The sequence below is a fragment of the Streptomyces sp. GS7 genome (assembly GCF_009834125.1).
GTDB lineage: Bacteria > Actinomycetota > Actinomycetes > Streptomycetales > Streptomycetaceae > Streptomyces.
Genome location: NZ_CP047146.1, coordinates 8337767 through 8362107, shown reverse-complemented (window position 1 = coordinate 8362107; position 24341 = coordinate 8337767). Strand labels below are relative to the sequence as shown.

Annotated in this window: 21 protein-coding genes, 1 tRNA gene and 1 pseudogene; 14 read left to right on the top strand and 9 right to left on the bottom strand. The window is 72.2% G+C overall.

Features of this window, described 5'->3' with window-relative positions:
* Nucleotide 1 precedes the first annotated feature (1 nt).
* Complete coding sequence (locus GR130_RS36275; protein WP_159508621.1) at nucleotides 2-886, top strand: helix-turn-helix transcriptional regulator; 885 nt, start codon at nucleotides 2-4, stop codon at nucleotides 884-886.
* 9 nt (nucleotides 887-895) lie between these two features.
* Here the strand turns inward: GR130_RS36275 and GR130_RS36270 are convergent, their stop codons facing one another.
* Complete coding sequence (locus GR130_RS36270) at nucleotides 896-1735, bottom strand: class I SAM-dependent methyltransferase (RefSeq protein WP_159508620.1); 840 nt, start codon at nucleotides 1733-1735, stop codon at nucleotides 896-898.
* A 154-nt stretch (nucleotides 1736-1889) separates the two neighbouring features.
* Between GR130_RS36270 and mshA the strand changes: the two genes are divergently transcribed.
* Nucleotides 1890-3272: a D-inositol-3-phosphate glycosyltransferase gene (gene mshA / locus GR130_RS36265; RefSeq protein WP_159508619.1), complete on the top strand. Its 1383-nt coding sequence runs from the start codon at nucleotides 1890-1892 to the stop codon at nucleotides 3270-3272.
* A complete protein-coding gene (locus GR130_RS36260) occupies nucleotides 3265-3798 on the top strand; it encodes a YbjN domain-containing protein (RefSeq protein ID WP_236573821.1) in 534 nt (177 codons plus the stop codon). Before mshA ends, GR130_RS36260 begins: the two co-directional genes overlap by 8 nt.
* A 56-nt stretch (nucleotides 3799-3854) precedes the next feature.
* On the opposite strand, the gene GR130_RS36255 is transcribed toward GR130_RS36260, so the two are convergent.
* On the bottom strand, nucleotides 3855-5180 hold the full coding sequence (locus GR130_RS36255; protein ID WP_159508618.1) for an alpha/beta hydrolase family protein: 1326 nt from the start codon (nucleotides 5178-5180) through the stop codon (nucleotides 3855-3857).
* Nucleotides 5181-5371: 191 nt separating this feature from the next.
* Nucleotides 5372-6745 (bottom strand): MDR family MFS transporter, encoded by a 1374-nt coding sequence (locus GR130_RS36250; RefSeq protein ID WP_159508617.1) that lies wholly within the window; start codon nucleotides 6743-6745, stop codon nucleotides 5372-5374.
* A 216-nt stretch (nucleotides 6746-6961) separates the two neighbouring features.
* On the opposite strand from GR130_RS36250, the gene GR130_RS36245 reads away from it, so the two are divergent.
* The gene (locus tag GR130_RS36245) at nucleotides 6962-7723 is read left to right on the top strand and encodes a phosphoglyceromutase (RefSeq protein WP_159508616.1); all 762 of its coding nucleotides are present in this window, start codon (nucleotides 6962-6964) and stop codon (nucleotides 7721-7723) included.
* A 461-nt stretch (nucleotides 7724-8184) separates the two neighbouring features.
* Here the strand turns inward: GR130_RS36245 and phoU are convergent, their stop codons facing one another.
* Nucleotides 8185-8862: a phosphate signaling complex protein PhoU gene (phoU, locus tag GR130_RS36235; protein WP_159508614.1), complete on the bottom strand. Its 678-nt coding sequence runs from the start codon at nucleotides 8860-8862 to the stop codon at nucleotides 8185-8187.
* 349 nt (nucleotides 8863-9211) lie between these two features.
* Here phoU and GR130_RS36230 point away from each other — a divergent pair, with 349 nt between their 5' ends.
* Together GR130_RS36230 and GR130_RS36225 are read left to right on the top strand one after the other, a co-directional pair.
* Complete coding sequence (locus GR130_RS36230; protein WP_159508613.1) at nucleotides 9212-10534, top strand: sensor histidine kinase; 1323 nt, start codon at nucleotides 9212-9214, stop codon at nucleotides 10532-10534.
* Nucleotides 10531-11211: a response regulator transcription factor gene (locus GR130_RS36225; RefSeq protein ID WP_016572018.1), complete on the top strand. Its 681-nt coding sequence runs from the start codon at nucleotides 10531-10533 to the stop codon at nucleotides 11209-11211. The genes GR130_RS36230 and GR130_RS36225 overlap by 4 nt, the downstream gene beginning before the upstream one ends.
* Nucleotides 11212-11442: 231 nt before the next feature.
* Here GR130_RS36225 and GR130_RS36220 read toward each other — a convergent pair whose 3' ends face one another.
* Nucleotides 11443-12036 (bottom strand): DUF461 domain-containing protein, encoded by a 594-nt coding sequence (locus tag GR130_RS36220; RefSeq protein WP_159508612.1) that lies wholly within the window; start codon nucleotides 12034-12036, stop codon nucleotides 11443-11445.
* A 724-nt stretch (nucleotides 12037-12760) separates the two neighbouring features.
* Between GR130_RS36220 and GR130_RS36210 the strand changes: the two genes are divergently transcribed.
* The 7 genes from GR130_RS36210 to GR130_RS36180 all read left to right on the top strand — a co-directional run bounded on the left by GR130_RS36210 (nucleotide 12761) and on the right by GR130_RS36180 (nucleotide 19698).
* Entirely contained in the window at nucleotides 12761-13243 is a 483-nt protein-coding gene (locus GR130_RS36210; protein ID WP_003953493.1) for a CarD family transcriptional regulator, read from the top strand.
* A 291-nt stretch (nucleotides 13244-13534) separates the two neighbouring features.
* Nucleotides 13535-14296: a 2-C-methyl-D-erythritol 4-phosphate cytidylyltransferase gene (gene ispD / locus GR130_RS36205; RefSeq protein WP_159508611.1), complete on the top strand. Its 762-nt coding sequence runs from the start codon at nucleotides 13535-13537 to the stop codon at nucleotides 14294-14296.
* The gene (gene ispF / locus GR130_RS36200; protein WP_443043727.1) at nucleotides 14283-14795 is read left to right on the top strand and encodes a 2-C-methyl-D-erythritol 2,4-cyclodiphosphate synthase; all 513 of its coding nucleotides are present in this window, start codon (nucleotides 14283-14285) and stop codon (nucleotides 14793-14795) included. The genes ispD and ispF overlap by 14 nt, the downstream gene beginning before the upstream one ends.
* 128 nt (nucleotides 14796-14923) lie before the next feature.
* A complete protein-coding gene (locus GR130_RS36195; protein WP_159508610.1) occupies nucleotides 14924-15328 on the top strand; it encodes a PPOX class F420-dependent oxidoreductase in 405 nt (134 codons plus the stop codon).
* A gap of 141 nt (nucleotides 15329-15469) precedes the next feature.
* On the top strand, nucleotides 15470-16864 hold the full coding sequence (gene cysS, locus GR130_RS36190) for a cysteine--tRNA ligase (protein ID WP_159508609.1): 1395 nt from the start codon (nucleotides 15470-15472) through the stop codon (nucleotides 16862-16864).
* A 152-nt stretch (nucleotides 16865-17016) separates the two neighbouring features.
* Complete coding sequence (gene rlmB, locus GR130_RS36185) at nucleotides 17017-17970, top strand: 23S rRNA (guanosine(2251)-2'-O)-methyltransferase RlmB (RefSeq protein WP_159508608.1); 954 nt, start codon at nucleotides 17017-17019, stop codon at nucleotides 17968-17970.
* Between the two features lie 150 nt (nucleotides 17971-18120).
* Nucleotides 18121-19698, top strand: coding sequence for a DoxX family protein (locus tag GR130_RS36180; protein ID WP_201305099.1), 1578 nt, complete (start codon nucleotides 18121-18123; stop codon nucleotides 19696-19698).
* Between the two features lie 213 nt (nucleotides 19699-19911).
* On the opposite strand, the gene GR130_RS36175 is transcribed toward GR130_RS36180, so the two are convergent.
* From GR130_RS36175 to GR130_RS36165, 3 genes are all read right to left on the bottom strand, one after another.
* On the bottom strand, nucleotides 19912-20640 hold the full coding sequence (locus tag GR130_RS36175; protein ID WP_159508607.1) for a nucleotidyltransferase family protein: 729 nt from the start codon (nucleotides 20638-20640) through the stop codon (nucleotides 19912-19914).
* 30 nt (nucleotides 20641-20670) lie between these two features.
* Entirely contained in the window at nucleotides 20671-21087 is a 417-nt protein-coding gene (locus tag GR130_RS36170; protein ID WP_159508606.1) for a hypothetical protein, read from the bottom strand.
* Between the two features lie 477 nt (nucleotides 21088-21564).
* Nucleotides 21565-22701 (bottom strand): ABC transporter ATP-binding protein, encoded by a 1137-nt coding sequence (locus tag GR130_RS36165; protein ID WP_159508605.1) that lies wholly within the window; start codon nucleotides 22699-22701, stop codon nucleotides 21565-21567.
* A 213-nt stretch (nucleotides 22702-22914) separates the two neighbouring features.
* Here GR130_RS36165 and GR130_RS36160 point away from each other — a divergent pair.
* Nucleotides 22915-22988: transfer RNA gene (locus GR130_RS36160), tRNA-Thr, on the top strand.
* A gap of 211 nt (nucleotides 22989-23199) precedes the next feature.
* Here the strand turns inward: GR130_RS36160 and GR130_RS36155 are convergent.
* A pseudogene (locus GR130_RS36155) lies at nucleotides 23200-24301 on the bottom strand (site-specific integrase); the annotation flags it as partial.
* Nucleotides 24302-24341: the final 40 nt, after the last annotated feature.

The window sequence follows — 24341 nt, the reverse complement described above, 5'->3', positions numbered from 1 at the left end:
AATGCTGTACGCGGAAATCGAGATCAGCTCGTTCCTCAAGGCGCGCCGTGCCGCGCTCGACCCGGCCGAGCTGGGTCTGCCCGGCGGGCACAACCGCCGCCGGGTCCGCGGGCTGCGGCGCGAGGAGGTCGCCCAGCTCGCCGGGATCAGCGTCGACTACTACACCCGCATCGAGCAGGGCCGGGCGCCCGCCATCTCCGACTCCGTCCTGGACGCCATCGCCCGCGCGCTGCGGCTGTCGGGCGGCGAGGTGACGTATCTGCGGAACGTCGCGGCGCCCCGGCGGCGCGGCGCGGAGGCGGTGTGCGCCCCCTTCCCGGGCGGGCCGCGGCAGACCGTACGGCCCGAGATCCAGCAGCTGCTGGACGCGATGGACACCGTGGTACCGGCGCTGGTCATGGGCCGCGGCCTGGACATCCTGGCCTGGAACGCGCTCGGCGGCCGGGTCGCCTTCGACCTCGCACCGCTCACCCCGGACCGGCGGAACGCCGCACTGCTGGTCTTCCTCGACCCGGCAGCGCGGCGGCTGCACCCGGAGTGGGAGAAGAAGGCCGAGGAGGTCGTCGGCAACCTGCGCGCCGACAGCGGGCGGTACCCGGACGATCCGCGGATCTGCGAGGTGGTGGGCGAACTCCTCGACCGCAGCCCGGAGTTCCGGCGGCTGTGGGACGCGCAGGGGGTGCGCGAGTGCCTGCGCGGCACCAAGCGGATCGTGCACCCGGAGGTCGGGGAGCTGACCGTCACGTTCGAGAGCATGCGGCTGGGCACGGATCCGGATCAGGTGATGGTGACGTACACGGCCCCCCGGGGGTCGGTGACCGAGCGGCGGCTGCGGGAGCTGGCGGACCGGGTGGGCGGCGCCGCGCTCGCCGCGGGGGCCGTCTGAGACCGCGGGTCAGGCGCCCCGCGGAGCCAGTGCCTCCCAGCGCACCGTGACCTCGCCCTGGCGGCGCCGCCGCGGGTCGCCGGCCAGCGGCCAGTCCGCGGACAGGGACTGGACGGCGGCCCGCCACCGCTGCCGGGCGCCCAGCGCGCCCAAGGGGGCGGCGGTGGCCCAGGCGCGGTCGAAGTCGCGCAGGAAGGCGTGCACCGGCTCGCCCGGCACATTGCGGTGGATCAGCGCCTTGGGGAGCCGTTCGGCCAGGTCGGAGGGGGTGCCGAGGGAGCCGAGCCGGGCCGCGAAGGTGACCGTGCGGGGCCCCTCGGGGCCCAGCGCGACCCAGACGTGCCGCCGCCCGATCTCGTCGCAGGTGCCCTCGACCAGCAGCCCGCCGGGCGCCAGCCGGGCGCACAGCCGCCGCCAGACGGCGGCGACCTCGTCCTCGTCGTACTGGCGCAGCACGTTCGCGGCCCGTATGAGGACCGGGGCGCGCCCCCGCTCGCCCGGGAGCGGCACCTCGAAGCCGCCGTGGACGAAGTCCAGCCCGGCGCACGCGTACGGGCGGGCGGCGGCGACCCGCGCCGGGTCGATCTCGATGCCGACGACCTGAGCGTCCGGCCGCACCGTACGCAGCCTGCCCAGCAGCTCCAGCGCGGTCCAGGGGGCGGCGCCGTATCCGAGGTCGACGGCGACCGGGTCGGCGGTGCGGCGCAGCACGGCGCCGTGCTCGGCGGCGATCCAGCGGTCCATGCGGCGCAGCCGGTTGGGGTTGGTGGTGCCGCGGGTGGCGTTCCCGACCGGCCGGGACGGCGCGGGCGCCGGGGCGGCGGTGGAGACGGGGGAGCGGCGGGCCATGCATCGAGGGTATGGGGTGCCGGGGCGCGGGCGGTCCCAGGTCACGCTTTGGCAAAGTAGGGAGTCGGCGGGCCGGACGGAAATGGATGGCCGACCGGCGTTGTTGCAGGGGGTCGGAGGCGTGCCGCCCGCCACGCCAAGGAGGTAGCTCGCAGTGAGCCAATACGTGTCCCGGCTCCGCAGCCGACCCCACGGCCCGTTTCCCGGCCCGGCGCGGTTGCGGCTGCCCGGGGGATCGCGCCGCCCCCGCCGGGTCGCGATGCTGAGCGTCCACACCTCCCCGCTCCACCAGCCCGGCACCGGCGACGCCGGCGGGATGAACGTCTACATCGTCGAGCTGGCCAAGAAGCTCGCCTCGATCAACATCGAGGTGGAGATCTTCACCCGCGCCACGACGGCCTCCCTTCCGCCCGCCGTCGAGCTGGCTCCCGGCGTGCTGGTCCGGCACGTCGACGCGGGCCCGTACGAGGGCCTGGCCAAGGAGGAGCTGCCGGCCCAGCTGTGCGCCTTCACCCACGGCGTGATGCAGGCATGGGCGGGCCACCGCCCCGGCTACTACGACCTGGTGCACTCCCACTACTGGCTCTCCGGCCATGTCGGCTGGCTGGCCGCCGACCGCTGGCGGGTGCCGCTGGTCCACGCCATGCACACCATGGCCAAGGTCAAGAACGCCGCGCTGGCCGTCGGCGACACCCCCGAGCCGCCGGCCCGCGTGATCGGCGAGACGCAGGTGGTCGACGCCGCCGACCGCCTGATAGCCAACACCGCCGAGGAGGCCGACGAGCTCATCCGGCACTACGACGCCGACCCCGGCAAGGTCGCGGTCGTCCACCCCGGCGTCAACCTCGACCGCTTCCGGCCGACCGGCGGCCTCGGCTCCGCCGTGGTCGCGGAGAGCCGGGCCGCCGCCCGGGCCCGCCTCGGGCTGCCGCGGGACGCGGTCATCCCGCTCTTCGCCGGCCGCATACAGCCGCTGAAGGCCCCGGACATCCTGCTGCGCGCCGCCGCCGCACTCGTCGCCGAGGACCCCTCGCTGCGGTCCCGGCTGGTCGTCCCGGTGGTGGGCGGGCCCAGCGGCAGCGGGCTGGCCAAGCCGGAGGGGCTCCAGAAGCTGGCCGCCCGGCTCGGGATCGCCGATCTGGTGCAGTTCCGCCCGCCGGTCGGCCAGGAGCAGCTCGCCGACTGGTACCGCGCCGCGTCCGTCCTGGTCATGCCGTCGTACAGCGAGTCGTTCGGACTGGTCGCCATCGAGGCCCAGGCGTGCGGCACCCCGGTCGTCGCGGCGGCCGTCGGCGGGCTGCCGGTCGCCGTCCGGGACGGCGTCAGCGGCTTCCTGGTCGCCGGCCACGACCCGGCCGACTACGCCCGTGCGCTGCGCCGCTTCGTGGACGACCCGTCGCTGGCCGCCCGGATGGGCAGCGACGCGGCCCGGCACGCCCAGTCCTTCGGCTGGGACACCGCCGCCGCGGCGACCGGCGACGTGTACACCGCCGCGATGCAGGAACGCCGCCGTCACCTACGATCCCTCCATGGGTGAGGACATGGGTGCGGGCATGGGTGAGGAACGACAGACGGCCGCCGGTGCCGTGATCGAGCGCACCCTCAAGGACGCCGGCCTCGAATGGGAGTCCCCCGCCGACGGCAACTACGTCGTCAAGCTCCCCGGCACCCGCAAGCTCTCCACGACCTGCTCGCTGATCGTCGGCCGCCACTCGCTGTCCATCAACGCCTTCGTCGTCCGGCATCCGGACGAGAACCACGACGCGGTCCACCGCTGGCTCCTGGAGCGCAACACCCGCCTCTACGGCGTCAGTTACGCCATCGACCAGCTCGGCGACATCTACCTGGTCGGCAAGCTCCCGCTCGCCGCCGTCACCCCCGACGAACTCGACCGGATCCTCGGCACGGTCCTGGAGAACGCCGACGGCAGCTTCAACACCCTGCTGGAGATGGGCTTCGCCACGGCCATCCGCAAGGAGTACGCCTGGCGGGTGTCGCGCGGCGAGTCCACCCGCAACCTGGAGGCGTTCGCCCATCTCACGAAGCGGAGCACGGAGGCGTGACCCGGGGGGCGGCCCACGGCAGCCCCCCGCCGTCACGGCGCGCCCCGTGCCTCCGGTCACGGCACGAACCGCACCTCCGGATAGCGCCCCGACGGCCTGTCCAGCAGCCCGTTGTCCCGCCCGCGCAGCCACCGGTCGAAGAACGCCGTGACATACGCCCGCTCGGCGGCGATCGCGCGCCGCGGATCGACCGTCCCGACCATCGCCGTGACCGCCTTCCGGGACAGCCCCAACTGCCGTGCGAGCTGCGGCACCATCGCCTCCGCGTCCGTGTAGCTCGCATGCCGGCCGCCGGTCAGCGTCAGGTCCCGCAGCCAGGCCCCCGGCCGCGTGCTGTGCCGCCACACCGCGTCCCAGGACGCCACCGTGTGATGGGTGTCCCCGGCCATCCCCATCAGCAGCAGCGGCCGGTCCACCCCGTCCCGCCCGACCGTCGACGGATGTGACGGGTCGTCATCGCGCTGGGTGTAGCCCAGCACCCCGTCGAGGTCCGCCGCCGACCTGATCCGCGGGTCGTCGTGCATCGTCTGCGCCGCCGTGAACCCGCCCGCCGACTGCCCGAACATCCCCACGGCGCCGGTGTCCAGCGCCCCGCGCAGCCCCTCGGGCAGCACGGAGCCGGACCCGGTCCGCGCCAGCTCGTCGAGGACGAACCGGGTGTCGGCCACCCGCACCCCGCTGACCTTCTCCAGCAGCTCCGTGATCCGGCCGGTGCGCTGCGCCTTCGCCATCTCCGCCGGCATCACGCCGTGCGCCACCCGGCCGTCGGGGAACGCCACCGCGGGCGCCTCGTAGGTGTGGTCGACGGTCACCACCGCATAGCCGCGGGAGGCCAGTTCGTCGCAGAGCGTGCTGCCGAGCGAGCGGGGATCGCCGGCGCCGGGGGAGTAGAGGACCACCGGCAGCCGCCTCCCGGGCCGCCGGGCCACCGGGGCGCCGGTGTGCGCGTGGGTGAGGGTGGCGCCCCATGCCACCTTCCCCTTCGGTACGTATGCGGAGAAGTTGTTCAGCGCGTCGAACCCGGCCGCCTCGGCGGGCGTCAGCTGCGGCGCCCGCGGAAACCGCCCGGCGTCCTTGGTGGCCGGGTAGCGGACGCTCACCATCAGCTCCCGGTGCGCCTGCCCCGCGACCCAGGGGTCGCGCCGCCCGCGGTCCGTCAAGTGAAGGGAAACGGTGCCGACTTGATAGCGACCGGTGGGCGCGGGCAGCGTCAGGCGGGCGCCGGCGCGCTCCCCGGCGGCGGCCGCCCGGTGCGGCGGTACGGGCGCGGGCGCCCCGCTCGCCGCAGATCCCGCCGCGCCCGCCGCCAGCACCCCGGCGACCACCAGCGCCCCGATCCCCGCGGCCCTTCGCCGGGACGTCCGTCGCACCCTGCTGTCCATCACGATCTCCCCGTAGGCTCGAAGGATTCCCGCACATCGGTCCGTGCGATGCGGACGGTTGGTACGCATCCGTCCGTACGGACCAGAATCCCCGGGCCCGGCTCCCCGATCGATCGTGTGGCCACCCGTCTTCGGGGTGTGGCCACCACGAAGACGGATGCGCCCGGCCCGCCCCTACGGGCTCGTGGACGTCACGCCGTGGGAGACGCGGTGCCGGAAGAGGACGGAGACGTGGACGGGGACGGGGACGCGGGTTCGGTCGCGGTCTCCGACGCGGCGTCCGGACGGGCCGCCGCGACCACGTCCGTCGGGCGGGCCCGCTCCGGCAGGCGCCGCAGCAGCAGCCCGTAGCCGACCGCCGCCACCGTGCCGACCACCGCGCAGCCGGCCCAGAGCGCATCGGCGCCGTAGTGGTCGATGACCGTACCGCCGAGCAGCGGTGCCGCCAGGGAGGCGATGGACCAGGACAGGGAGTACATGCCCTGGTAGCGCCCGCGGCCGTGGACGGGGGACAGCCGGACCACCAGCCCCATCTGGGTGGGGGAGTTGATGATCTCGCCGAGGGTCCACACGGCGACCGCGACCGCGTACATCGCGACCGAGCCGGCCAGCGCGGTCAGCCCGAAGCCGTAGCCCGCGAGCAGCGCCGAGCCGATCAGCAGCGCCGTCGGGCTGCGGTGCTCGATGAGGCGGGTGACCGGGATCTGGAGCAGGACGATCAGTACGCCGTTGACCGCGATGACGCTCCCGAAGTCCGCGCTGGAGAAGCCGTCCTGACCCATCGACACCGGCATGGAGACGTACGCCTGCTGGTAGAGCAGCGCCAGCAGCAGGTTCAGCCCGACGACGGTCATGAACCGGCCGTCGCGCAGCACGGTCAGCATGGAGACCGGTGCGGCGGCCGGCCCGGCGTCCGCGGCCCCGTCCGCCCCGGTCGCGGCGCCGGGCGCCTCCGGGCGGGACTCCGGCAGCTTCCGGAACACCACCAGCGCACAGGCGAGGACGAGCGTGGCCTCGCCCAGGAAGAGCGTCAAGTAGCCGTGCTCGGCGATGAGTCCGGCGGCGGTGGAGGAGACCGCGAAGCCGAGGTTGATCGCCCAGTAGTTGAGGGAGTACGCGCGCACGCGGTCCTCGGGGGCGACGATGTCGGCCATCATCGCCTGGACGGCGGGCCGCGAGGCGTTGGACGCGGTACCGACCAGGAACGCCACGGCCGCGATGGCGACCGGATCCGTCATGAACCCGAGCAGCGCCACGGACACCGCCGTCGCCAGCTGCGCGATCAGCATCGTGGGCCGCCGCCCCAGCCGGTCGGCGAGCACCCCGCCCGCCACGGAGGACACCACTCCGCCGAGCCCGTACAGCGCGCCCACCAGCCCCGCGTACGAGGCGGAGTAGCCGCGGTCGACGGTGAGGTAGAGGGCGAGGAAGGTGGCGACGAACGAGCCCAGCCGGTTGATCAGGGTGCTGGTCCACAGCCACCAGAACTGCCGGGGGAGTCCGGAGACGCTCGCCGCGGCGGCGTTCCGGAGCCGGGAGAGCGCGGGCGGCTTCGATGCGGACATGACAGTTCCCCCGGGGTGGCGACGAGCGGTGAAGGGTGCGTGCGGGCGGCCGTCGGGTAAGTGGTGCCGACGCCGATCGCAACCTACTCAGCGGTCACCTCCACCCGCCACCCAATTGATCGGAAACGTCAAAGGCCACCGCCGGGCCCGCCGTCGCCTCCCGCCCGCCACCCTCCCCGGCAAGGCCCCACCCGGGCTTCGATTACGCTCGACGGCATGGCCGACGCACCGTACAAGCTGATCCTCCTCCGCCACGGCGAGAGCGAGTGGAACGCGAAGAACCTGTTCACCGGCTGGGTGGACGTCAACCTCAACGAGAAGGGCGAGAAGGAGGCGGTCCGCGGCGGAGAGCTGCTCAAGGATGCCGGCCTGCTCCCCGACGTACTGCACACCTCCCTCCAGAAGCGCGCCATCCGCACCGCGCAGCTGGCCCTGGAGGCCGCCGACCGCCACTGGATCCCGGTCCACCGCAGCTGGCGCCTGAACGAGCGCCACTACGGCGCGCTCCAGGGCAAGGACAAGGCCCAGACCCTGGCCGAGTTCGGCGAGGAGCAGTTCATGCTCTGGCGCCGCTCGTACGACACCCCGCCGCCCGCGCTGGAGGACGGCAGCGAGTTCTCGCAGAGCGACGACCCGCGCTACGCCGCCATCCCGCCGGAGCTGCGCCCGCGCACCGAGTGCCTCAAGGACGTCGTGGTCCGCATGCTGCCGTACTGGTACGACGGCATCGTCCCCGACCTGGTCGCCGGCCGCACGGTGCTGGTCGCCGCCCACGGCAACAGCCTCCGCGCCCTGGTCAAGCACCTCGACAAGATCTCCGACGCGGACATCGCCGGCCTGAACATCCCCACCGGCATCCCGCTCGTCTACGAGCTCGACGCCGACTTCCGCCCGGTCAACCCGGGCGGCACCTACCTCGACCCGGAGGCCGCCAAGGCCGCCATCGAGGCCGTGAAGAACCAGGGCAAGAAGAAGTAGGCCCGTACGCACAAGCCCCCTGCCTGCGGCTCTGTCGCCGGGTGGGGGGCTTGTCGCTGTGCCGGGGCCGTCGTCGGGCCCACCGCGTACGCGATGCGCGAGGGGCCCGCGGTACGGCGACGGCCCCGGCCGGAACGGGAACCGGTCGGGGCCGCGTCGCGCTGTGCCGTCGTCGTGCCGTTGGCGTCGTCAGGCCGTCGGGCCGGCGCGCCGTGCCGAGAGGTGGCTCACCCGCAGCCGCCACCGCACTGGCACGGTCCGCCGCTCTGGCAGCCGCAGCTGCACCCGGGGCCGCATTGGCACCCGCTCAGCAGAGGGAGCTCCGGCCGGCCGGCGGCCGGGTTCTGGGGAGCGGGAGTCGGGGAGTCCGCCATGAGTGCCATGTATGTGCCTCCTAGGGGTCACCTGGTGCCCATTGCAAACCCCGGTGCACAGGCGCGTCAACGGCGCGCGGAGGCACGTTACGCGCCCTCCACCGCCGTCGGCGGCGCGATCTCGTCGGCGTGCTCGCCGGTCACGAGGTAGACGACGCGCTTGGCGACGGAGACCGCGTGGTCCGCGAAGCGCTCGTAGTAGCGGCCGAGCAGGGTGACGTCCACCGCCGTCTCGATGCCGTGCTTCCAGCGGTCGTCCATCAGGTGCTGGAAGAGGGTGCGGTGCAGCATGTCCATCGCGTCGTCGTCCTGCTCCAGTTGGAGCGCGAGGTCGACGTCCTTGGTGATGATGACCTCGCCGGCCTTGGCCATCAGGCGCTGCGCCAGCTGCCCCATCTCCAGGATGGTGGCGTGCAGGTCGCGCGGCACGGCGGTCTGCGGGAAGCGCAGCCGGGACAGCTTGGCGACGTGCTGGGCGAGGTCGCCGGAGCGCTCCAGGTCGGCGCTCATCCGCAGCGAGGTGACGACGATCCGCAGGTCGGTGGCGACCGGCTGCTGCCGGGCCAGCAGGGCGATCGCCCGGGCCTCCAGGTCGCGCTGGAGATCGTCGACCTTCTCGTCGGCGGCGATGACGTTCTCGGCCAGCTTGAGGTCCGCGTCGAGAATCGCCGTGGTGGCGCGCCCGATCGCGGAGCCCACGAGCCGGGCCATCTCGACCAGGCCCTCGCCGATCGAATCCAGCTCCTCGTGGTACGCGTCCCGCATCAGTGACCTTCTCTCGCTTCGGGGGAATCCGTGTGCTCGGGGGTTCCGAGCGATGGTGCCTGTGGTGCGTGGGGCCGTGCGCCTACGCTCCCACGGACCGGCCGCCGGCGGTCCCCCGCACCCTCAATGTGCGGGGGCATCGCGACCTGCGGGACCACCGGGGGTGAATCGGCCCTGACGCGAAGGTGAACTCTGGGAGTCGCCGCCGCGGCCGTGAGGGCGGCCGCCCGGCCGCTCCGGCGGCCGGGGTGAACCACCCCCGACGCCTCGGTGAACTCTGGGCGACGGCTGTTCGAGCAGCGGCTCCCAGCGCTGGGGAAGTGTCGGACCCGGCACATACTCTGGATTCATGAACGTGGACGCGGCCGTCGCCGCAATGGCTGCGATCGCCGGGTTGTGCACCGGCGTCTTCGCCATGCTGGCGTTCCGCTGGAGTGAGCGGGATCAGGCCAAGCCCACCCGCACGTCACTGCACACCGACGCCGTGCTCCCGCCCGGCGTCGACACCGTCCTGTCCGTTCTCCGCTCCTCCGCGGTCGTCCTCGACGAGGCCGACGCGGTCGTGAAGGCCAGCTCCGCCGCGTACGCCCTCGGGCTGGTCCGCGGCGGCAAGCTCGCCGTCGAGCCGATGCTCCAGATGGCCCGCGACACCCGCCGCGACGGCGAGATACGCCAGGTCGAGCTGGACCTGCCGCGCCGCGGCACCGGCCGCGGGGACGCCCTCGCGGTCTCCGCCCGGGTCGCCCCGCTCGGCTCCCGGCTGGTGCTGCTGCTGGTCGAGGACCTGACGGAGGCCCGCCGCATAGAGGCGGTCCGGCGCGACTTCGTGGCGAACGTCAGCCATGAGCTCAAGACCCCGGTCGGCGCGCTGTCGCTGCTCTCCGAGGCGGTGATGGACGCCAGCGACGACCCCGAGGCGGTCACCCGCTTCGCCGGCCGCATGCAGAACGAGGCCACCCGCCTGACCAACCTGGTCCAGGAGCTGATCGACCTCTCCCGGGTGCAGAACGACGACCCGCTGGAGGACGCCGAGCCGGTGCCGGTCGACGAACTGGTCGCCGAGGCGGTGGACCGCTGCCGCCAGCAGGCCGGAACGAAGCAGATCACGATGGCCAGTTCCATCGGCGGCCCCGGGGGCCCCGCCACCCGGACCGGAGGCGGGCGCCGGCCGGGCGGCAGCGGCGACCTGCACGTCTGGGGCAACCGCGGCCAGCTCGCGGCGGCCCTCGGCAACCTCGTCGAGAACGCCGTCAACTACTCCCCGGCGCGCACCCGCGTCGGGATCTCCGGCCGCCGGGTGTCCGCGCCCGGTGGCGACCTGATCGAGATCGCGGTGACCGACCAGGGCATCGGGATATCCGAAAAGGACCGGGACCGCATCTTCGAGCGGTTCTACCGCGTGGACCCGGCGCGCTCGCGCGCCACCGGCGGGACCGGCCTCGGCCTCGCCATCGTCAAGCACGTGGCCGCCTCGCACGGCGGGGAGGTCACGGTGTGGAGCGCTGAGGGACAGGGCTCCACCTTCACCCTGCGTCTCCCGGAAGCCGGGGCCGTCCGCGACCGCGAACGGCCTTCGGACCTCACCGCGGAGGGCCTCGACGACGAGGACCGCCCGTACGAGACCTTCAACGAACCGCTCCCTGCTCACCCAGCCCCGGAGGTCCTTCCGTGACCCGAGTGCTTGTCGTCGAGGACGAGGAATCGTTCAGCGACGCACTGTCGTACATGCTCCGCAAGGAGGGTTTCGAGGTCGCCGTGGCGGCTACGGGCCCTGACGGACTGGACGAGTTCGAGCGCAACGGCGCCGATCTCGTCCTTCTGGACCTGATGCTGCCGGGTCTGCCCGGCACCGAGGTCTGCCGCCAGCTGCGCGGTCGCTCCAACGTCCCGGTCATCATGGTGACCGCCAAGGACAGCGAGATCGACAAGGTCGTCGGTCTCGAAATAGGGGCCGATGACTACGTCACCAAGCCCTTCTCCTCCCGGGAACTGGTCGCCCGGATCCGCGCCGTGCTGCGCCGCCGCGGCGAACCGGAGGAGGTCGCCCCGCAGGCCCTGGAGGCCGGCCCGGTCCGGATGGACGTGGACCGCCATGTCGTCACGGTCTCCGGCGGCAAGGTCGACCTGCCCCTCAAGGAGTTCGACCTCCTGGAGATGCTGCTGCGCAACGCCGGCCGGGTCCTGACCCGTATGCAGCTCATCGACCGCGTCTGGGGCGCCGACTACGTGGGCGACACCAAGACCCTCGACGTCCACGTGAAGCGGCTGCGCGCCAAGATCGAGCCGGACCCGGGCGCGCCGCGCTATCTGGTCACGGTCCGCGGCCTGGGCTACAAATTCGAACCCTAAGTGACCCTGTGGATACGCTGAGCCTTCCTCGCCATCGGGTGGACGGAGAGGCTGAACGCCTGTGGAGCGCTGGTAAGGCCGGGTCTGACTCGGCGCGGTGCTGGGAAGCGGGAACCCGTCGGGGGCATGAGAAGTTCGAGCCGTAGGCGGAAACGCGAAGGGCGGGAACCGATAACCAAGGTTCCCGCCCTTAGACGTGGATGGGGTTCAGCGACCGGCGTGCGCCGACTCCTACGGCTTGGCGGTGCTCGACGGCGAGGCCGTACCGGACGGGGAGGCCGACTCCGAGGGCTTGCCGCTCGCGGAGGTGGACGGCTGCGGCGACACCGACGTGCCGTAGCTCTCGAAGTAGTTCTTCGCCGGGGTGACGAACGCCTTGATGGTCACCTGGCCGGTGGCGCTGAAGTCGAAGGTCAGCGGCTGGAGGTTGCCGTCCTGAACGGCCTCCCGGCCGCTCTCCAGGACGGCGCTGGGGTTGCCCTGGCCGCCGAGCACCACGGAGCCGCCGGCTGGCACGGTGATCTTGGCCGACGACAGCTTGGCCGACTGGCCGCTGCCGTTGACGGAGATCCCGGTCAGCTGCTGGTCCTTGGTGCCGGTGTTGAACACCGTCGCGGCGATCGCGGCCGGGCCCTTGGCGTTGACGTCGGGCTGGGTGATCACGTTCGCGTTCTGGATCTTGATGTCGCCGACGCTGGTCGCGGCGTTGTCCGGCTTGACCTCCAGCGTCTGGGCGTCGTTCCCGGCGCCGCACGCGGACAGCGTGGCGATCGAGAGCGAGAGGACGGTGGCGGCGAGGACGCCGCGTCGAAGGCTGCGGCTCACGGCGGCGGCATCTCCTTGACGAGCTACGGCGGCCGAACGTTCGTGCCCGGTCGCGGATGGACGGCTGGGGCGGCGCTGCGCAGCCGTCATGACGACGGACGCGTAAAGCCGCCCTAAGGGTGGGTCAGCGCCGCTAGGTTACCGAGCCGTCCTCGCGCCGATGCACCCGACCCGCCCCCTGCGCGATCACGCGCCCGCCGCCTGCTTCGATATCCCCTCGGCGGGGGCTCCGGGAGGGCGGCCGGAACGCCACCCGGAAGGGATTTCCGGACCCCGATCTCGGAAGATCCGGCCGGCATATTCGGCAAGCGGCTGTTCGAGTGGCGGCAGCCATGTTTCCCCCGGTGAAAAGTGGTATTCACAAGGAATGCACATGGCGCACAGAATTGATCACACCCGCCGCCGGGGCGCCGTTGATCAATTTCGGGAATCGCGCCGGATCGGCCACCAAGCAGCCGAACGGAGTAGCGGAACTCGCTCATGCGGATCGGTGCAAATCGGGACGTTCGCCTCGTTGATCTCGGTCTTTCCGGTGTGTGGCGGCCGGGTTTCCGCTCACCTGTGAAGCCCCTCCCACCTGCGAATTCCTGCGTCCCGCGGCCCCTCGAAGCACGTTCCGACCGCTGTTGTCAAGCCCCGAGATATGCCCTGACCTGCGAAAACGCCATTCAGAACGGCCCGTTCCCGTGTTAGCATGGATAGCCACGGAAGGGGTACCTGTCACATGACGTTCAAGGTTGGCGACACCGTGGTCTATCCCCATCACGGGGCCGCGCTGATCGAGGCCATCGAAACTCGCCAGATCAAAGGCGTGGACAAGACCTACTTGGTGCTGAAGGTCGCCCAGGGCGACTTGACTGTTCGTGTGCCAGCGGACAATGCGGAGTTCGTCGGCGTACGCGACGTGGTTGGTCAGGACGGGCTGGACCGGGTCTTCGAGGTGCTGCGCGCACCGTATGCCGAGGAGCCGACGAACTGGTCCCGTCGCTACAAGGCAAATCTTGAGAAGCTCGCTTCTGGCGACGTGATCAAGGTCGCCGAGGTCGTTCGCGACCTGTGGCGGCGTGAGCGCGAGCGCGGACTCTCCGCCGGTGAGAAGAGGATGCTCGCCAAGGCGCGCCAGATTCTGGTGAGCGAGCTGGCCCTCGCGGAGAACACCAACGAAGACAAGGCCGAGGCTCTGCTCGACGAGGTCCTCGCGTCCTGACGACGCCCGCGTTGCGCGTCGGCGCGTGTGTGGGTGCCCACGCAGAGTGACGGCGCGAGACAACGTAGCAATGCCGCGGTGCCCGAGCGACGACCGCCTCCCGAGCGGAGGGTCTGTTGCCGGGCGCTGCGGCATATCTGTGCCGGGCCCGGAATCTGCCCCGACCGCTGTCACGGAAGGGTTCCGGTCAAGGCGTCGCGCCCGGCACTCCTCCTGGCCATACCCACACCGCCGGAGGAAACAAACCTGTCTGCCCCAATTCCGGGCTCGGCCCGGACTCCGGAGCCATCGATGTCAGATCCTTCCCCTCCCGGCCGCACCACTCCGGTCCGCACCGCCGCGGTGATCCCCGCCGCCGGCCGCGGCGTCCGGCTCGGCCCCGGCACCCCCAAGGCGCTGCGCACCCTGGGCGGCACCCCGATGCTGGTGCACGCCGTCCGTGCGATGGCCGCCTCGCGCGCCGTCTCGCACATCGTCGTGGTCGCCCCGCCCGACGGCCCCGAGGAGGTCCGCCGGCTCCTCGACGCCCATCCGCTGACCGACCGCACCGAGCTGGTCGTGGTCCGCGGCGGCGCGACCCGCCAGGAGTCCGTACGGCTCGGGCTGGCGGCGCTGCCGGACGGCATCGACGTCGTCCTGGTCCACGACGCGGCGCGCCCGCTGGTCCCGGTCGACACCGTCGACGCGGTGATCGCGGCGGTCCGCGCCGGCGCCCCGGCGGTGGTCCCCGCGCTGCCGCTCGCCGACACCGTCAAGCAGGTCGAGCCGCGGCCCCAGGGCACCCCGGAGCCGGTGGTGGGCACGCCGGAGCGGGCGCTGCTGCGCGCCGTGCAGACCCCGCAGGGCTTCGACCCGGCGACGCTGCTCAAGGCGCACGACACCGTCGTGGAGGGCGAGGGCGCCACCGACGACGCCGGGCTGGTGGAGCGGCTCGGGGTACCGGTGGTGCTCGTCCCGGGCCACGAGGAGGCGTTCAAGGTGACCCGGCCGCTGGACCTCGTCCTGGCCGAGGCCGTACTCGCCCGGAGGAGGGCCACCGATGGCTATGTCTGAGCACCCCCTGCCCGGTATCCCGCTGGTCGGCATCGGGACCGACGTGCACGCCTTCGAGGAGGGCCGCGAGCTGTGGTGCGCCGGGCTGCTCTGGGACGCGGCCGAGAGCGGCGGCTACGGGCTGGCCGGGCACAGCGACGGCGACGTGGCCGCGCACGCCGCCTGCGACGCGCTGTTCTCCGCGGCCGGCGTCGGCGACCTCGGCGCGCACTTCGGCACCTCCCGCCCGGAGTGGTCCGGCGCCTCCGGCGTGACGCTGCTGGCCGAGGCCGCGCGGATCGTACGGGCCGAGGGGTTCGCCATCGGCAATGTCGCGGTGCAGGTCATCGGCGTACGGCCGAAGGTCGGCAAGCGCCGGGACGAGGCGCAGAAGGCGCTGTCCGAGGCGGTCGGGGCGCCGGTCTCGGTGTCCGGCACGACCACGGACGGGCTGGGGCTGACCGGCCGCGCCGAGGGGCTGGCCGCGATCGCGACCGCCCTGGTGGCGCGGACCGGCTGAGGCGGGCGGCCGAGCCGGGCGTTCCGCCGGACGCGGCGTGCGGTGCGGGAATGCCCGGCGGGGCAAGGGTGTTGGGGAAGAATCCGGGTACTCGTGTCCATCGGAACGGCCTGCGGGAAGGATCCCTCGTGACGGCAACCCTGTCCGACGCGCTCAAGAATCTCCTCGACTCCCCGGTCTTCGTGACCGTGGGGACCGTCCAGCCGGACGGCAGCCCCCAGCTCTCCCCGGTCTGGGTGAAGCGGGACGGCGACGACCTGCTGTTCTCGACGACCGTCGGCCGCCGCAAGGAGCGGAACCTCCGGCGCGACCCGCGGGTCTCGGTCGTCCTCCAGCCGTTCGACGCCCCGTATACGTACGCCGAGATCCGCGGCGAGGCCACGCTCACGACCGAGGGCGGTCAGGAGCTGATCGACGAGCTGTCGCGGAAGTACACGGGCAAGTCGTACACCGAGTTCAACCCGGCGGGAGCCGACGACGACGAGCGGGTGGTCGTCCGGATCACCCCGCGCAAGGTGATCGGCGGCATCTGAGCGCCGCGGCACCGGCCCGGTAGGCGGACGCGGTCCGGGCCCCGCGCGGAACAACCGGGCGAACCGGACGCCTTCGACGCTTCTGCGCCCCCGTGCTCAATAGGGCACGGGGCATTGCCGCGTTCCGACTACCCTGGTCCCGTGACGATTCGCCTGTACGACACCAGCGCCCGGCAGATTCGCGACTTCACCCCGCTCACGCCGGGCTGTGTCTCGATCTACCTCTGTGGTGCGACCGTGCAGGCCGCTCCGCACATCGGGCACATCCGGTCCGGACTCAACTTCGACATCATGCGCCGCTGGTTCGCCCACCGCGGCTACGACGTGACCTTCGTCCGCAACGTCACGGACATCGACGACAAGATCATCCAGAAGTCGGCCGAGCAGGGCCGCCCGTGGTGGGCGATCGGCTACGAGAACGAGGTCGCCTTCAACACGGCCTACGACACCCTCGGCTGCCTGCGCCCCACGTACGAGCCGCGCGCCACCGGCCACGTCCCCGAGATGATCGAGATGATGCGCGGCCTGATCGAGCGCGGCCACGCCTACGCCGCCGACGGCAACGTCTACTTCGACGTGCGCTCCTTCCCGGGCTACCTCCAGCTCTCCAACCAGGACCTGGACAACCTCCTCCAGCCGTCCGGCGAGGGCGAGACCGGCAAGCGCGACCCGCGCGACTTCGCCATGTGGAAGGCCGCCAAGGACGGCGAGCCCAGCTGGGAGACCCCCTGGGGCCGCGGCCGGCCGGGCTGGCACCTGGAGTGCTCGGCGATGGCCCACAAGTACCTCGGCTCCGCCTTCGACATCCACGGCGGCGGCGTCGACCTGGTCTTCCCGCACCACGAGAACGAGATCGCCCAGGCCAAGGCGTTCGGCGACGACTTCGCCGCGTACTGGTCGCACAACGCCTGGGTGACCATGAGCGGCGAGAAGATGTCCAAGTCGCTGGGCAACTCCGTGCTCGTCTCGGAGATGGTCAAGCGCTGGCGGCCGATCGTGCTGCGGTACTACCTGGGCACCCCGCACTACCGCTCGATGATCGAGTACAGCGAGGAGGCGCTGCGCGAGGCCGAGTCGGCGTTCGCGCGGATCGAGGGGTTCGTCCAGCGGGTCGTCGAGAAGGCCGGGGTCGTCGAGCCCGCGCCCGAGGTGCCGCCGGCGTTCGCCGAGGCGATGGACGACGACCTGGGCGTCCCGCAGGCGCTGGCGATCGTGCACACCACCGTCCGGCAGGGCAATTCCGCGCTGACCGCCGATGACAAGGAAGCGGCGGTGGCGCGGCTGGCCGAACTGCGGGCGATGCTCGGGGTGCTCGGCCTGGACCCGCTCGACGAGCGCTGGTCGGGCGGTGCCGCGGAACGCGGCGCGGACCTCCACGGGGTCGTGGACTCGCTGGTCCGCCTCGTGCTGGAGCAGCGCCAGGGCGCCCGGGCGCGCAAGGACTACGCCACCGCCGACGCCATCCGCGACCAGCTGCAGCAGGCCGGTCTCGCCATCGAGGACACCCCGTCCGGGCCGCGCTGGTCGCTGTCGTGAAACCGGGTCCCGGGCGCCGCGCCGGGACCCGGCACACCCCCGGCCACCAGCCGGATTCGCCCTTCTCGGTGGCCTCGGGCGACACTCAATCCATACGTACGTACCCACTCCACGTCGCGAGACGTCGAGAGCAGTGAAGAAACAGGTGACCCATGGCCGGCAACAGCCAGCGCAGGAACCGCCGCACGTCGAACAAGAAGGGCGCTCAGGTCGGCAGTGGCGGTAAGCGGCGCCGGTCCCTGGAGGGCAAGGGCCCGACCCCGCCCGCCTCCGCCCGCAAGGGGCACGTCAAGAACCGCATCGCCAACGCCCAGGCGAAGCAGGCCGCGAGCCGCCGGCCGGCGCCGCGGCGCGGCGGCGCCAAGGGCACCGCGGAGCTGGTCGTCGGCCGCAACCCGGTCGTCGAGGCGCTGCGCGAGGGCGTGCCCGCCACGACGCTGTACGTGCAGCAGTTCATCGACAGCGACGAGCGGGTGCGCGAGGCGATCCAGCTGGCCACCGAGCGCGGGCTGAACCTCCTGGAGGCGCCGCGCCCCGAGCTGGACCGGATGACCAACGGCCTCAACCACCAGGGCCTGGTCGCCCAGATCCCCCCGTACGACTACGCGCACCCCGAGGACCTGTCGGCCGCCGCCTTCGACGCGGGCGAGGACCCGCTGATCGTCGCGCTGGACGGCGTCACCGACCCGCGCAACCTGGGCGCGGTGGTCCGGTCCGTTTCGGCGTTCGGCGGCCACGGCGTGGTCGTGCCGGAGCGCCGGGCGGCCGGGATGACGGCCGGCGCCTGGAAGACCTCGGCGGGCACCGCGGCCCGTACGCCGGTCGCCCGCGCCACCAACCTGACCCGGGCCCTGGAGACGTACCAGAAGGCGGGCCTGACGGTCGTCGGTCTGGCCGCCGACGGCGAGATGGAGCTGCAGGACGTCGAGTTGCTGGACGGCCCGGTCGTCATCGTGGTCGGCAGCGAGGGCAAGGGCCTGTCGCGGCTGGTCGGCGAGACCTGCGACGTACGGGTGCGGATCCCGATGCCGGGCGGCGCGGAGTCGCTGAACGCCGGTGTCGCGGCCGGTGTCGTCCTCTGGGAGGCGGCGCGCCGCCGCGGCTGACGACCGTGCCCCGGGCGGGGAACCCCTCCGCCCGCCCGGGGCAAAGCCTGACGCTCTGTGTGTCTTCCCGCGTATCCCTGATCGTTTTGACGGGTCTCGGACAGATCGGCCCGGTCAAAGCAGTGTCTTAACCGCGGGTCACTCGGTTAGATGAGCGTGGACACCAGAACACCCCGCACACCTACGGGGGGACGCTCGCCGGGCTTCGATGACGAGCCGGTCCTGAGCTCGGTCAAGGTGCCGTGCGATCCCGCGCAGGTCATCGTCAACCACGCCAGCTTCCGCGTACAGCTCGCCGCTCCCGTGGCGACCGGAAGGCTGCCCGAGCCCGCGCGCATCCCCGCTCTCCGCGCACCGTCCGCCAGACGCCGGGCGCCCGTGGTCTGGAGCGGCCGCACCGAACCGGGCGGCTCGGCCGGCGCCACCACCCAGCTCCTGCACGCGGTACGCGACGCGGGCGTCGGGCTGGACGGCGACCGGACCGAGGACGTCGGCACGACCCAGGTCCTGCCGCGGGTCCGCCTCGGTGACCCCCCGACCCCCACCGTCATCGGCCAGCGCGGCCCCGCCGACTCCGACGGCACCCTGCTGCGCGGCGCGCGCCCCGTGGGCGCGATGCGCGGCGAGCGGGCGTACGGCGGGCCGGCGTACGGCGGCGGCGACGGCGGCCAGGACGACGAGCGGTTCGAGGCGCGCGAGCTCTACGACGCCGGCGGCAGACGGCGCGGCGGCGACAGCGTCCGGCATGCGTACTACCCCGGCCGCCGGATGAACCTCGGCGTCGTCCTGCTGCCGCTGCGCATCTTCCTCGGCCTGATCTCCGTCTACGCCGGCATGGGCAAGCTCTGCGACCCCGTCTACTTCGACGGCGGCGCGCGGGGCTCGATGGTCACCTGGCTGCTGTCGCTGAACCCCTGGGAAATGGCCGTGCCGCTGCGGGACTTCGCGGTCGCGCACCCGGTCGGCGCCGGGCTCACCGTCGCCTTCCTCCAGGTCGTGGTCGGCGTACTGACCATCTGCGGCCTGTGGCAGCGGGTCGCCGCCACGTTCGGCGCGCTGCTCTCCGCGACGCTGCTGATGACCGTGAGCTGGCGCACCGTCCCCGCCTACGACGCCCCCGACATCATCTACCTCGCCGCCTGGAGCCCGCTGATCATCGCGGGCGCCCCGGTCTACTCCATGGACGCCCGGCTCGCCGGCGAGGCGTGGCGGCGGCTCGGTCCGCGCGTCGAGGTCGGCGCGCTGCGCCGCCGGGTGCTGCGCCGCGGCGCCGTGCTGACCGCGGTGGTGGCCGGACTGACCCTGCTCATCGGTTCGCTGCTCGGCGGCGCCGTACGGTCCGCGAGGGTCGCGCCCGTACCGAAGCCCGGCGAGCCCGCCATCAACAACCTCCCCGGATCCCCCCTGCCGCACCCCGGCCACACCGCCTCACGGCCCGGCCGCACCCCCGACCATCGCGGCGCGCCCTCCGCCGGCGCCTCGCACAAGCCCCACAAGTCCGGCAGGCCGTCCGCTTCCGGCTCCCCGTCGAGCGGCAGCAGCGGCAGCTCCCGCCAGTCCGGCGCGACCAGCAGCGCCACGCAGCAGTCGGCACCGACCCACTCCCCGGCCCGCACCCAGTCGCCGGGCTCGGGCGGCACCGGCGGCGGTACGACCGGCACCTCCAACAGCGGCTCTTCCGGCGGCGAATCAGGCCGCGGCAGCACCCTGGGCGGCCTGCTGGGCTGACGCCGTCCTTCACCGCGCACATCCGTCCCCGACCCCTCCGACCGACCCCCAACGGGCCACCCGGCCCCACGGGGCGGCGGAGCGGCCGGGGACAGTCGTCTGTACGGGCCCACACGGCCCTGTAGGCGCCGCCCGCCCGCCCGTACCGCACAGACCCGCCCGCCCGCACCGTACGGGGCTCGTACCGCCCCGCGAGGCGCGCCACCGCACGGCTCAACGGCCGTGCGCGGTCAGCTCCTCGGCGGCCTCGGTGAGGTCCTTGGCGGTGTCGATGGCGCGCCAGTAGGCCCCGTGGGGGAGCGGATAGCCGGCCAGCCGGCGTTCGCGGGCGAGGCGCGGGAAGGTGGTGCGCTCGTGGTCACCCCGGTCGGGCAGCAGCTCCGTGAAGGCGGGGGAGAAGACGTAGACGCCCGCGTTGATCAGATACGGCGAGGGCGGCGCCTCGACGAAGTCGATTACGTGCCCGAACGCGTCCGTCTCGACGGCGCCCCAGGGGATGCGCGGGCGGGCCAGCGCGAGGGTGGCCGCGGCGTCGCGCTCGTGGTGGAAGGCGGCCATCTCGCGGAGCGGGAAGCGGGTCCAGATGTCGCCGTTGGTGGCGTACCAGTGCTCGTCCGGGCGGGGGAGGAAGCCGGCGGCGTACTTCAGGCCGCCGCCGCGGCCCAGCGGCTCGGTCTCGACAACGGTCGTGACGCGCAGGGGGAGTTGGGTCCGGTCCAGCCACTCCTGGAGGACCTCGGAGAGATGCCCGCAGGAGATGACGGCGTCGGTGACGCCTTCCTCGGCGAGCCAGTTCAACTGGTGGCCGATGATCGGGGTCCCGGTGCCGGGAATCTCGACCATCGGCTTGGGTCGGTCATCGGTATACGGGCGGAGACGTGAGCCCTGGCCGCCGGCCAGGACCACGGCCTGCGTGGGGTACGAATGCGCGGCGCCTGTCATGGTTCGCACCTTATGCGGTGCGAGGGAAGGTCACTGGGCGGCGGCGACGCCGGAGGCGAAGGAGGTGTCGCAGACCGGGCGGGAGAACGCCTGGGCGCGGTGCGCGGCACCGTACTTGGCGACCGCGGCGCGGCCGAGGGCACGGGCGATGGAGGCGCAGTGCTTGGCCAGCGAGGGCCGCGCGGTGGTGGCCTCCTGGAGGTCGGTCAGGGCGACGCCCGGATCCTTCTCCTGGAGTTCGATGAGGAGGCGGTCGCGGAGCACGTCCTGGGCGGCGCGGGGGCCGGCCTGAGTGGAGACCTTCCCGGAGGACGCGGTCAGCATCTGCGATCCGGTGGTCGTCGACGCCCAGGGGACGCGGGTGACCGCGAGAGTCCCGGAGAGGACGAGGACGACGGGGAGGACAAGGGCGAGAGTTCGGCCGATACGGCGGGCTGCGGAGTTCACGGAGGTGATGGTAGCGAGGAGTGATGATTTGGCGACATTTGGTCACCTTATCGGGGGACGGAATGGCTCGTCGGTGCGGTTGTTGGGTTGACGCACTGGTACGAAAAGCGTTTTCCGGGGCGCCTGTTGCACCTCCGCGACGGCGTGCCGGGACCCCGCTCCAGGGCCGCGGATCCGGGCCGGGCAAGGCCCCGGAGGCACCGCGCCGGCGGTGCGGGGTGCGCATTACCCCACACCGCCGGCGCGGTAAACCCCGGCACTGGTCCTGATGGACCCACCGCAGTCACCGCCCCGGTCCGACCGCCGCCGCGGGGGAACCACAGCGGTCGGCCACCACGGCAGTCCGGAACCACCGCAGTGATCAACCACAGCAGTGATCAACCACCTCAGGGGAACCACCGCAGTGATCAACCACAGAAGTCAGTCAGGCAACACAGCAGTAAACCGGTCCCTGCCCCGCCCTGTCCGCCCGTCCGCTCATTCGCTCAGCCGCTCGCCCGACGACGTGGAGAAGACATGCGTCTCGCCCGGCTGCGGCACGACGTGCAACTGGGCGCCCTTCTGCGGGACTTGGCGGCCGTTGACCCGTACGACAAGGTCCTTCACCGACCCGCCGACCTCGGTCGTCCCGTACACATATCCGTCGGCGCCCAGCTCCTCGACGACATTGACCGTCACCGCCAGTCCGGCCGGCGCGTCCGCGGCCTCCTTGGACAGCGACTGCGCGGCGGCGCCGTTCTGCTCGACGATCTCGAAGTGCTCCGGCCGTACGCCGACCGTCACCGTCGTGTCGCCCTTCGCCGACGCCGCGGCCAGCGCGTCACGGCTGACCGGGACGACGCTGTTGCCGAACTTCACGCCGCCGTCGGTGATCGGCACCTCGACGAGGTTCATGGCCGGCGAGCCGATGAAGCCCGCCACGAAGAGGTTCGCGGGGCGGTCGTACATGTTCCGGGGCGAGTCGACCTGCTGGAGCAGCCCGTCCTTGAGGACGGCGACCCGGTCGCCCATGGTCATGGCCTCGACCTGGTCGTGGGTGACGTAGACGGTCGTGATGCCCAGCCGCCGTTGGAGCCCGGCGATCTGGGTGCGGGTCTGCACCCGCAGCTTGGCGTCCAGGTTGGACAGCGGCTCGTCCATCAGGAACACCTGCGGCTCACGGACGATCGCCCGGCCCATCGCCACCCGCTGCCGCTGACCGCCGGACAGCGCCTTCGGCTTGCGCCCCAGGTACTCCGTCAGGTCCAGGATCTTGGCCGCGTCCTCGACCTTCTGCCGGATCTCGGCCTTCGGCACACCGGCGATCTTGAGCGCGAAGCCCATGTTGTCGGCGACCGTCATGTGCGGGTAGAGCGCGTAGTTCTGGAACACCATGGCGATGTCCCGGTCCTTCGGAGGCAGATGCGTGACATCCCGGTCTCCGATGCGGATGGCCCCCTCGTCGACGTCCTCCAGCCCCGCGAGCATCCGCAGCGAGGTGGACTTGCCGCATCCGGAGGGCCCTACGAGAACGAGGAACTCGCCGTCCTCGATGGCGATGTCGAGCTTGTCGACGGCGGGCTTGTCGGAACCCGGGTAGATCCGGGTCGCCTGGTCGTACGTGACCGTAGCCATGATGTGTGTCCCTTCACCGGCAGGAACGTGCCGGACGATCCGAGTAAAGGAGTGTTGTCGCCCATCACCGGGACGCACACCGGAGAGTGGTGTAGTCCACAGCACTGAGACTGCACGCGACGCTACCCGGGCCGGTGCCCGGTGTCAGTAGCCCCGCACTCACGAAATAAGGCAACCGGCATCCGGTCGGCCTGGGTACACTTCTCCCGGTACGCCTCCTTAGCTCAGCTGGCCAGAGCACCGCTCTTGTAAAGCGAAGGTCGTCGGTTCGAATCCGACAGGGGGCTCTGTGCATCAAGCCGCTGACCTGGGGTTTCTCCCCCGGGGAGGCGTCTTACTCGGCCCCGGACTCCTCGTCCGGGGCCGTTTGCGTGCGCGGTGCGTGAGCGGATGGGGCACCAGGGCCGGGCTCGGCTGCGGATTTCCCGGCACTGTCCGTCATGGCCTTGGCCCCGGATTCCTCGTCCGCTTCGAGGTTGTTCTAGGTCTCGGTGGCCTGTTCCGTTAGGCGTGCGCGAGGGATGAGGCGGGCGGCGGCCTCGGCGATCGCCCGGTCGGTCTCCGGCAGCAGGCTCGTGTACGTGTCCGCCGTGATGGCGATCGAGGAGTGGCCGAGCATCTCCTGGATGTCCTTCAGGTCGGCGCCGGCCGCGTGGGCGAGGGTCGCCGCCCCGTGGCGCAGGTCGTGGAGCCGGATCGGCGGGAGGCCGATCTCCTCGCACAGCTCGATGAAGCGGCGGGTGACGTTGGCGGGGTGGAGCATCTCGCCGTTCTCCCTGGTGAAGACGCGTCCGGTCTCCACCCACGCGCTGCCCCACTCCTCGCGGTCCTTGTCCTGCTGGACGCGGTGCCGCCTGAGGGCTCGGCCTGTGTCCGAGTCGAGCGCGATGGTTCGCGCGCCCGCGTCGGTCTTGGGATCGTCCTCGTACACCTCCCAGCCGCTCACCACGAGTTGCTTGGCGACGGTGAGGCGGCCGTCGGCGAGGTGCGTGTCGGTCCACCTCTGCCCGCACGCCTCGCCTCGCCGTAGCCCGCGGAAGGTGATCAGGTGCCACAGCGCGTAGAGGCGGTCCTCCGCGACGTGGTCGAGGAAGAGACCGGTGTGCTCCGGCGTCCAGACCATCACCGGTGAGGGCTTCTCGCCGGTGCGCTTCCAGTGGAGGATCCGCTCTTCGGTCCACACCAGCGCCTTGGGGCGCTTGCCCGCCTCCAACTCGACGTGGGCAGCCGGATTGAAGGTGATCAACTGCTGGGCAATCGCGGCATTCAGCGCGGCCCGCAGTGTGGAGCGGATGCGCTGGCGCGTGGCCGGAGTGACGATGCGGCGGAAAGGCTCCATCTCGGCGATGGCGGCCTTCAACACCTTGCGGCGGGCGCGGTGTTCGCGCCCCTTCCAGGGAATCCCGGCAAGATCCTCAATCGCCCTGTGGCGGGCGGCGTTTCCCTCGGTGATCTCGACGTTGGCCTCGGCGATGGCCTCGAACATCTCCGAAAGGTGGCTGACGCGGAGACGGTCAAGCCGGATGTGCCCGATCCTCGGTTTGAGGTGGAGCCGGATGTTGCCCTCGTCGCGACTGATTGCGCTCTGCCGCCCCTTCTGAGAGTCCGCTGCTAGATCCTGAACGCTGCGGCGCTACTCC

What these genes read in the sequence shown, in the direction of transcription:
- GR130_RS36260 (WP_236573821.1), top strand. Translation starts at nt 3,265, where the DNA reads ATGGGTGAGGACATGGGTGCGGGCATGGGTGAGGAACGACAGACGGCC.
- rlmB (WP_159508608.1), top strand. Translation starts at nt 17,017, where the DNA reads ATGGCCGGCAACAGCCAGCGCAGGAACCGCCGCACGTCGAACAAGAAG.
- GR130_RS36255 (WP_159508618.1), bottom strand. Translation starts at nt 5,180, where the DNA reads ATGGACAGCAGGGTGCGACGGACGTCCCGGCGAAGGGCCGCGGGGATC.
- GR130_RS36180 (WP_201305099.1), top strand. Translation starts at nt 18,121, where the DNA reads ATGAGCGTGGACACCAGAACACCCCGCACACCTACGGGGGGACGCTCG.
- GR130_RS36175 (WP_159508607.1), bottom strand. Translation starts at nt 20,640, where the DNA reads ATGACAGGCGCCGCGCATTCGTACCCCACGCAGGCCGTGGTCCTGGCC.
- ispF (WP_443043727.1), top strand. Translation starts at nt 14,283, where the DNA reads ATGGCTATGTCTGAGCACCCCCTGCCCGGTATCCCGCTGGTCGGCATC.
- GR130_RS36245 (WP_159508616.1), top strand. Translation starts at nt 6,962, where the DNA reads ATGGCCGACGCACCGTACAAGCTGATCCTCCTCCGCCACGGCGAGAGC.
- GR130_RS36230 (WP_159508613.1), top strand. Translation starts at nt 9,212, where the DNA reads ATGAACGTGGACGCGGCCGTCGCCGCAATGGCTGCGATCGCCGGGTTG.
- GR130_RS36270 (WP_159508620.1), bottom strand. Translation starts at nt 1,735, where the DNA reads ATGGCCCGCCGCTCCCCCGTCTCCACCGCCGCCCCGGCGCCCGCGCCG.
- GR130_RS36250 (WP_159508617.1), bottom strand. Translation starts at nt 6,745, where the DNA reads ATGTCCGCATCGAAGCCGCCCGCGCTCTCCCGGCTCCGGAACGCCGCC.
- GR130_RS36210 (WP_003953493.1), top strand. Translation starts at nt 12,761, where the DNA reads ATGACGTTCAAGGTTGGCGACACCGTGGTCTATCCCCATCACGGGGCC.
- phoU (WP_159508614.1), bottom strand. Translation starts at nt 8,862, where the DNA reads ATGCGGGACGCGTACCACGAGGAGCTGGATTCGATCGGCGAGGGCCTG.
- GR130_RS36165 (WP_159508605.1), bottom strand. Translation starts at nt 22,701, where the DNA reads ATGGCTACGGTCACGTACGACCAGGCGACCCGGATCTACCCGGGTTCC.
- ispD (WP_159508611.1), top strand. Translation starts at nt 13,535, where the DNA reads ATGTCAGATCCTTCCCCTCCCGGCCGCACCACTCCGGTCCGCACCGCC.
- GR130_RS36275 (WP_159508621.1), top strand. Translation starts at nt 2, where the DNA reads ATGCTGTACGCGGAAATCGAGATCAGCTCGTTCCTCAAGGCGCGCCGT.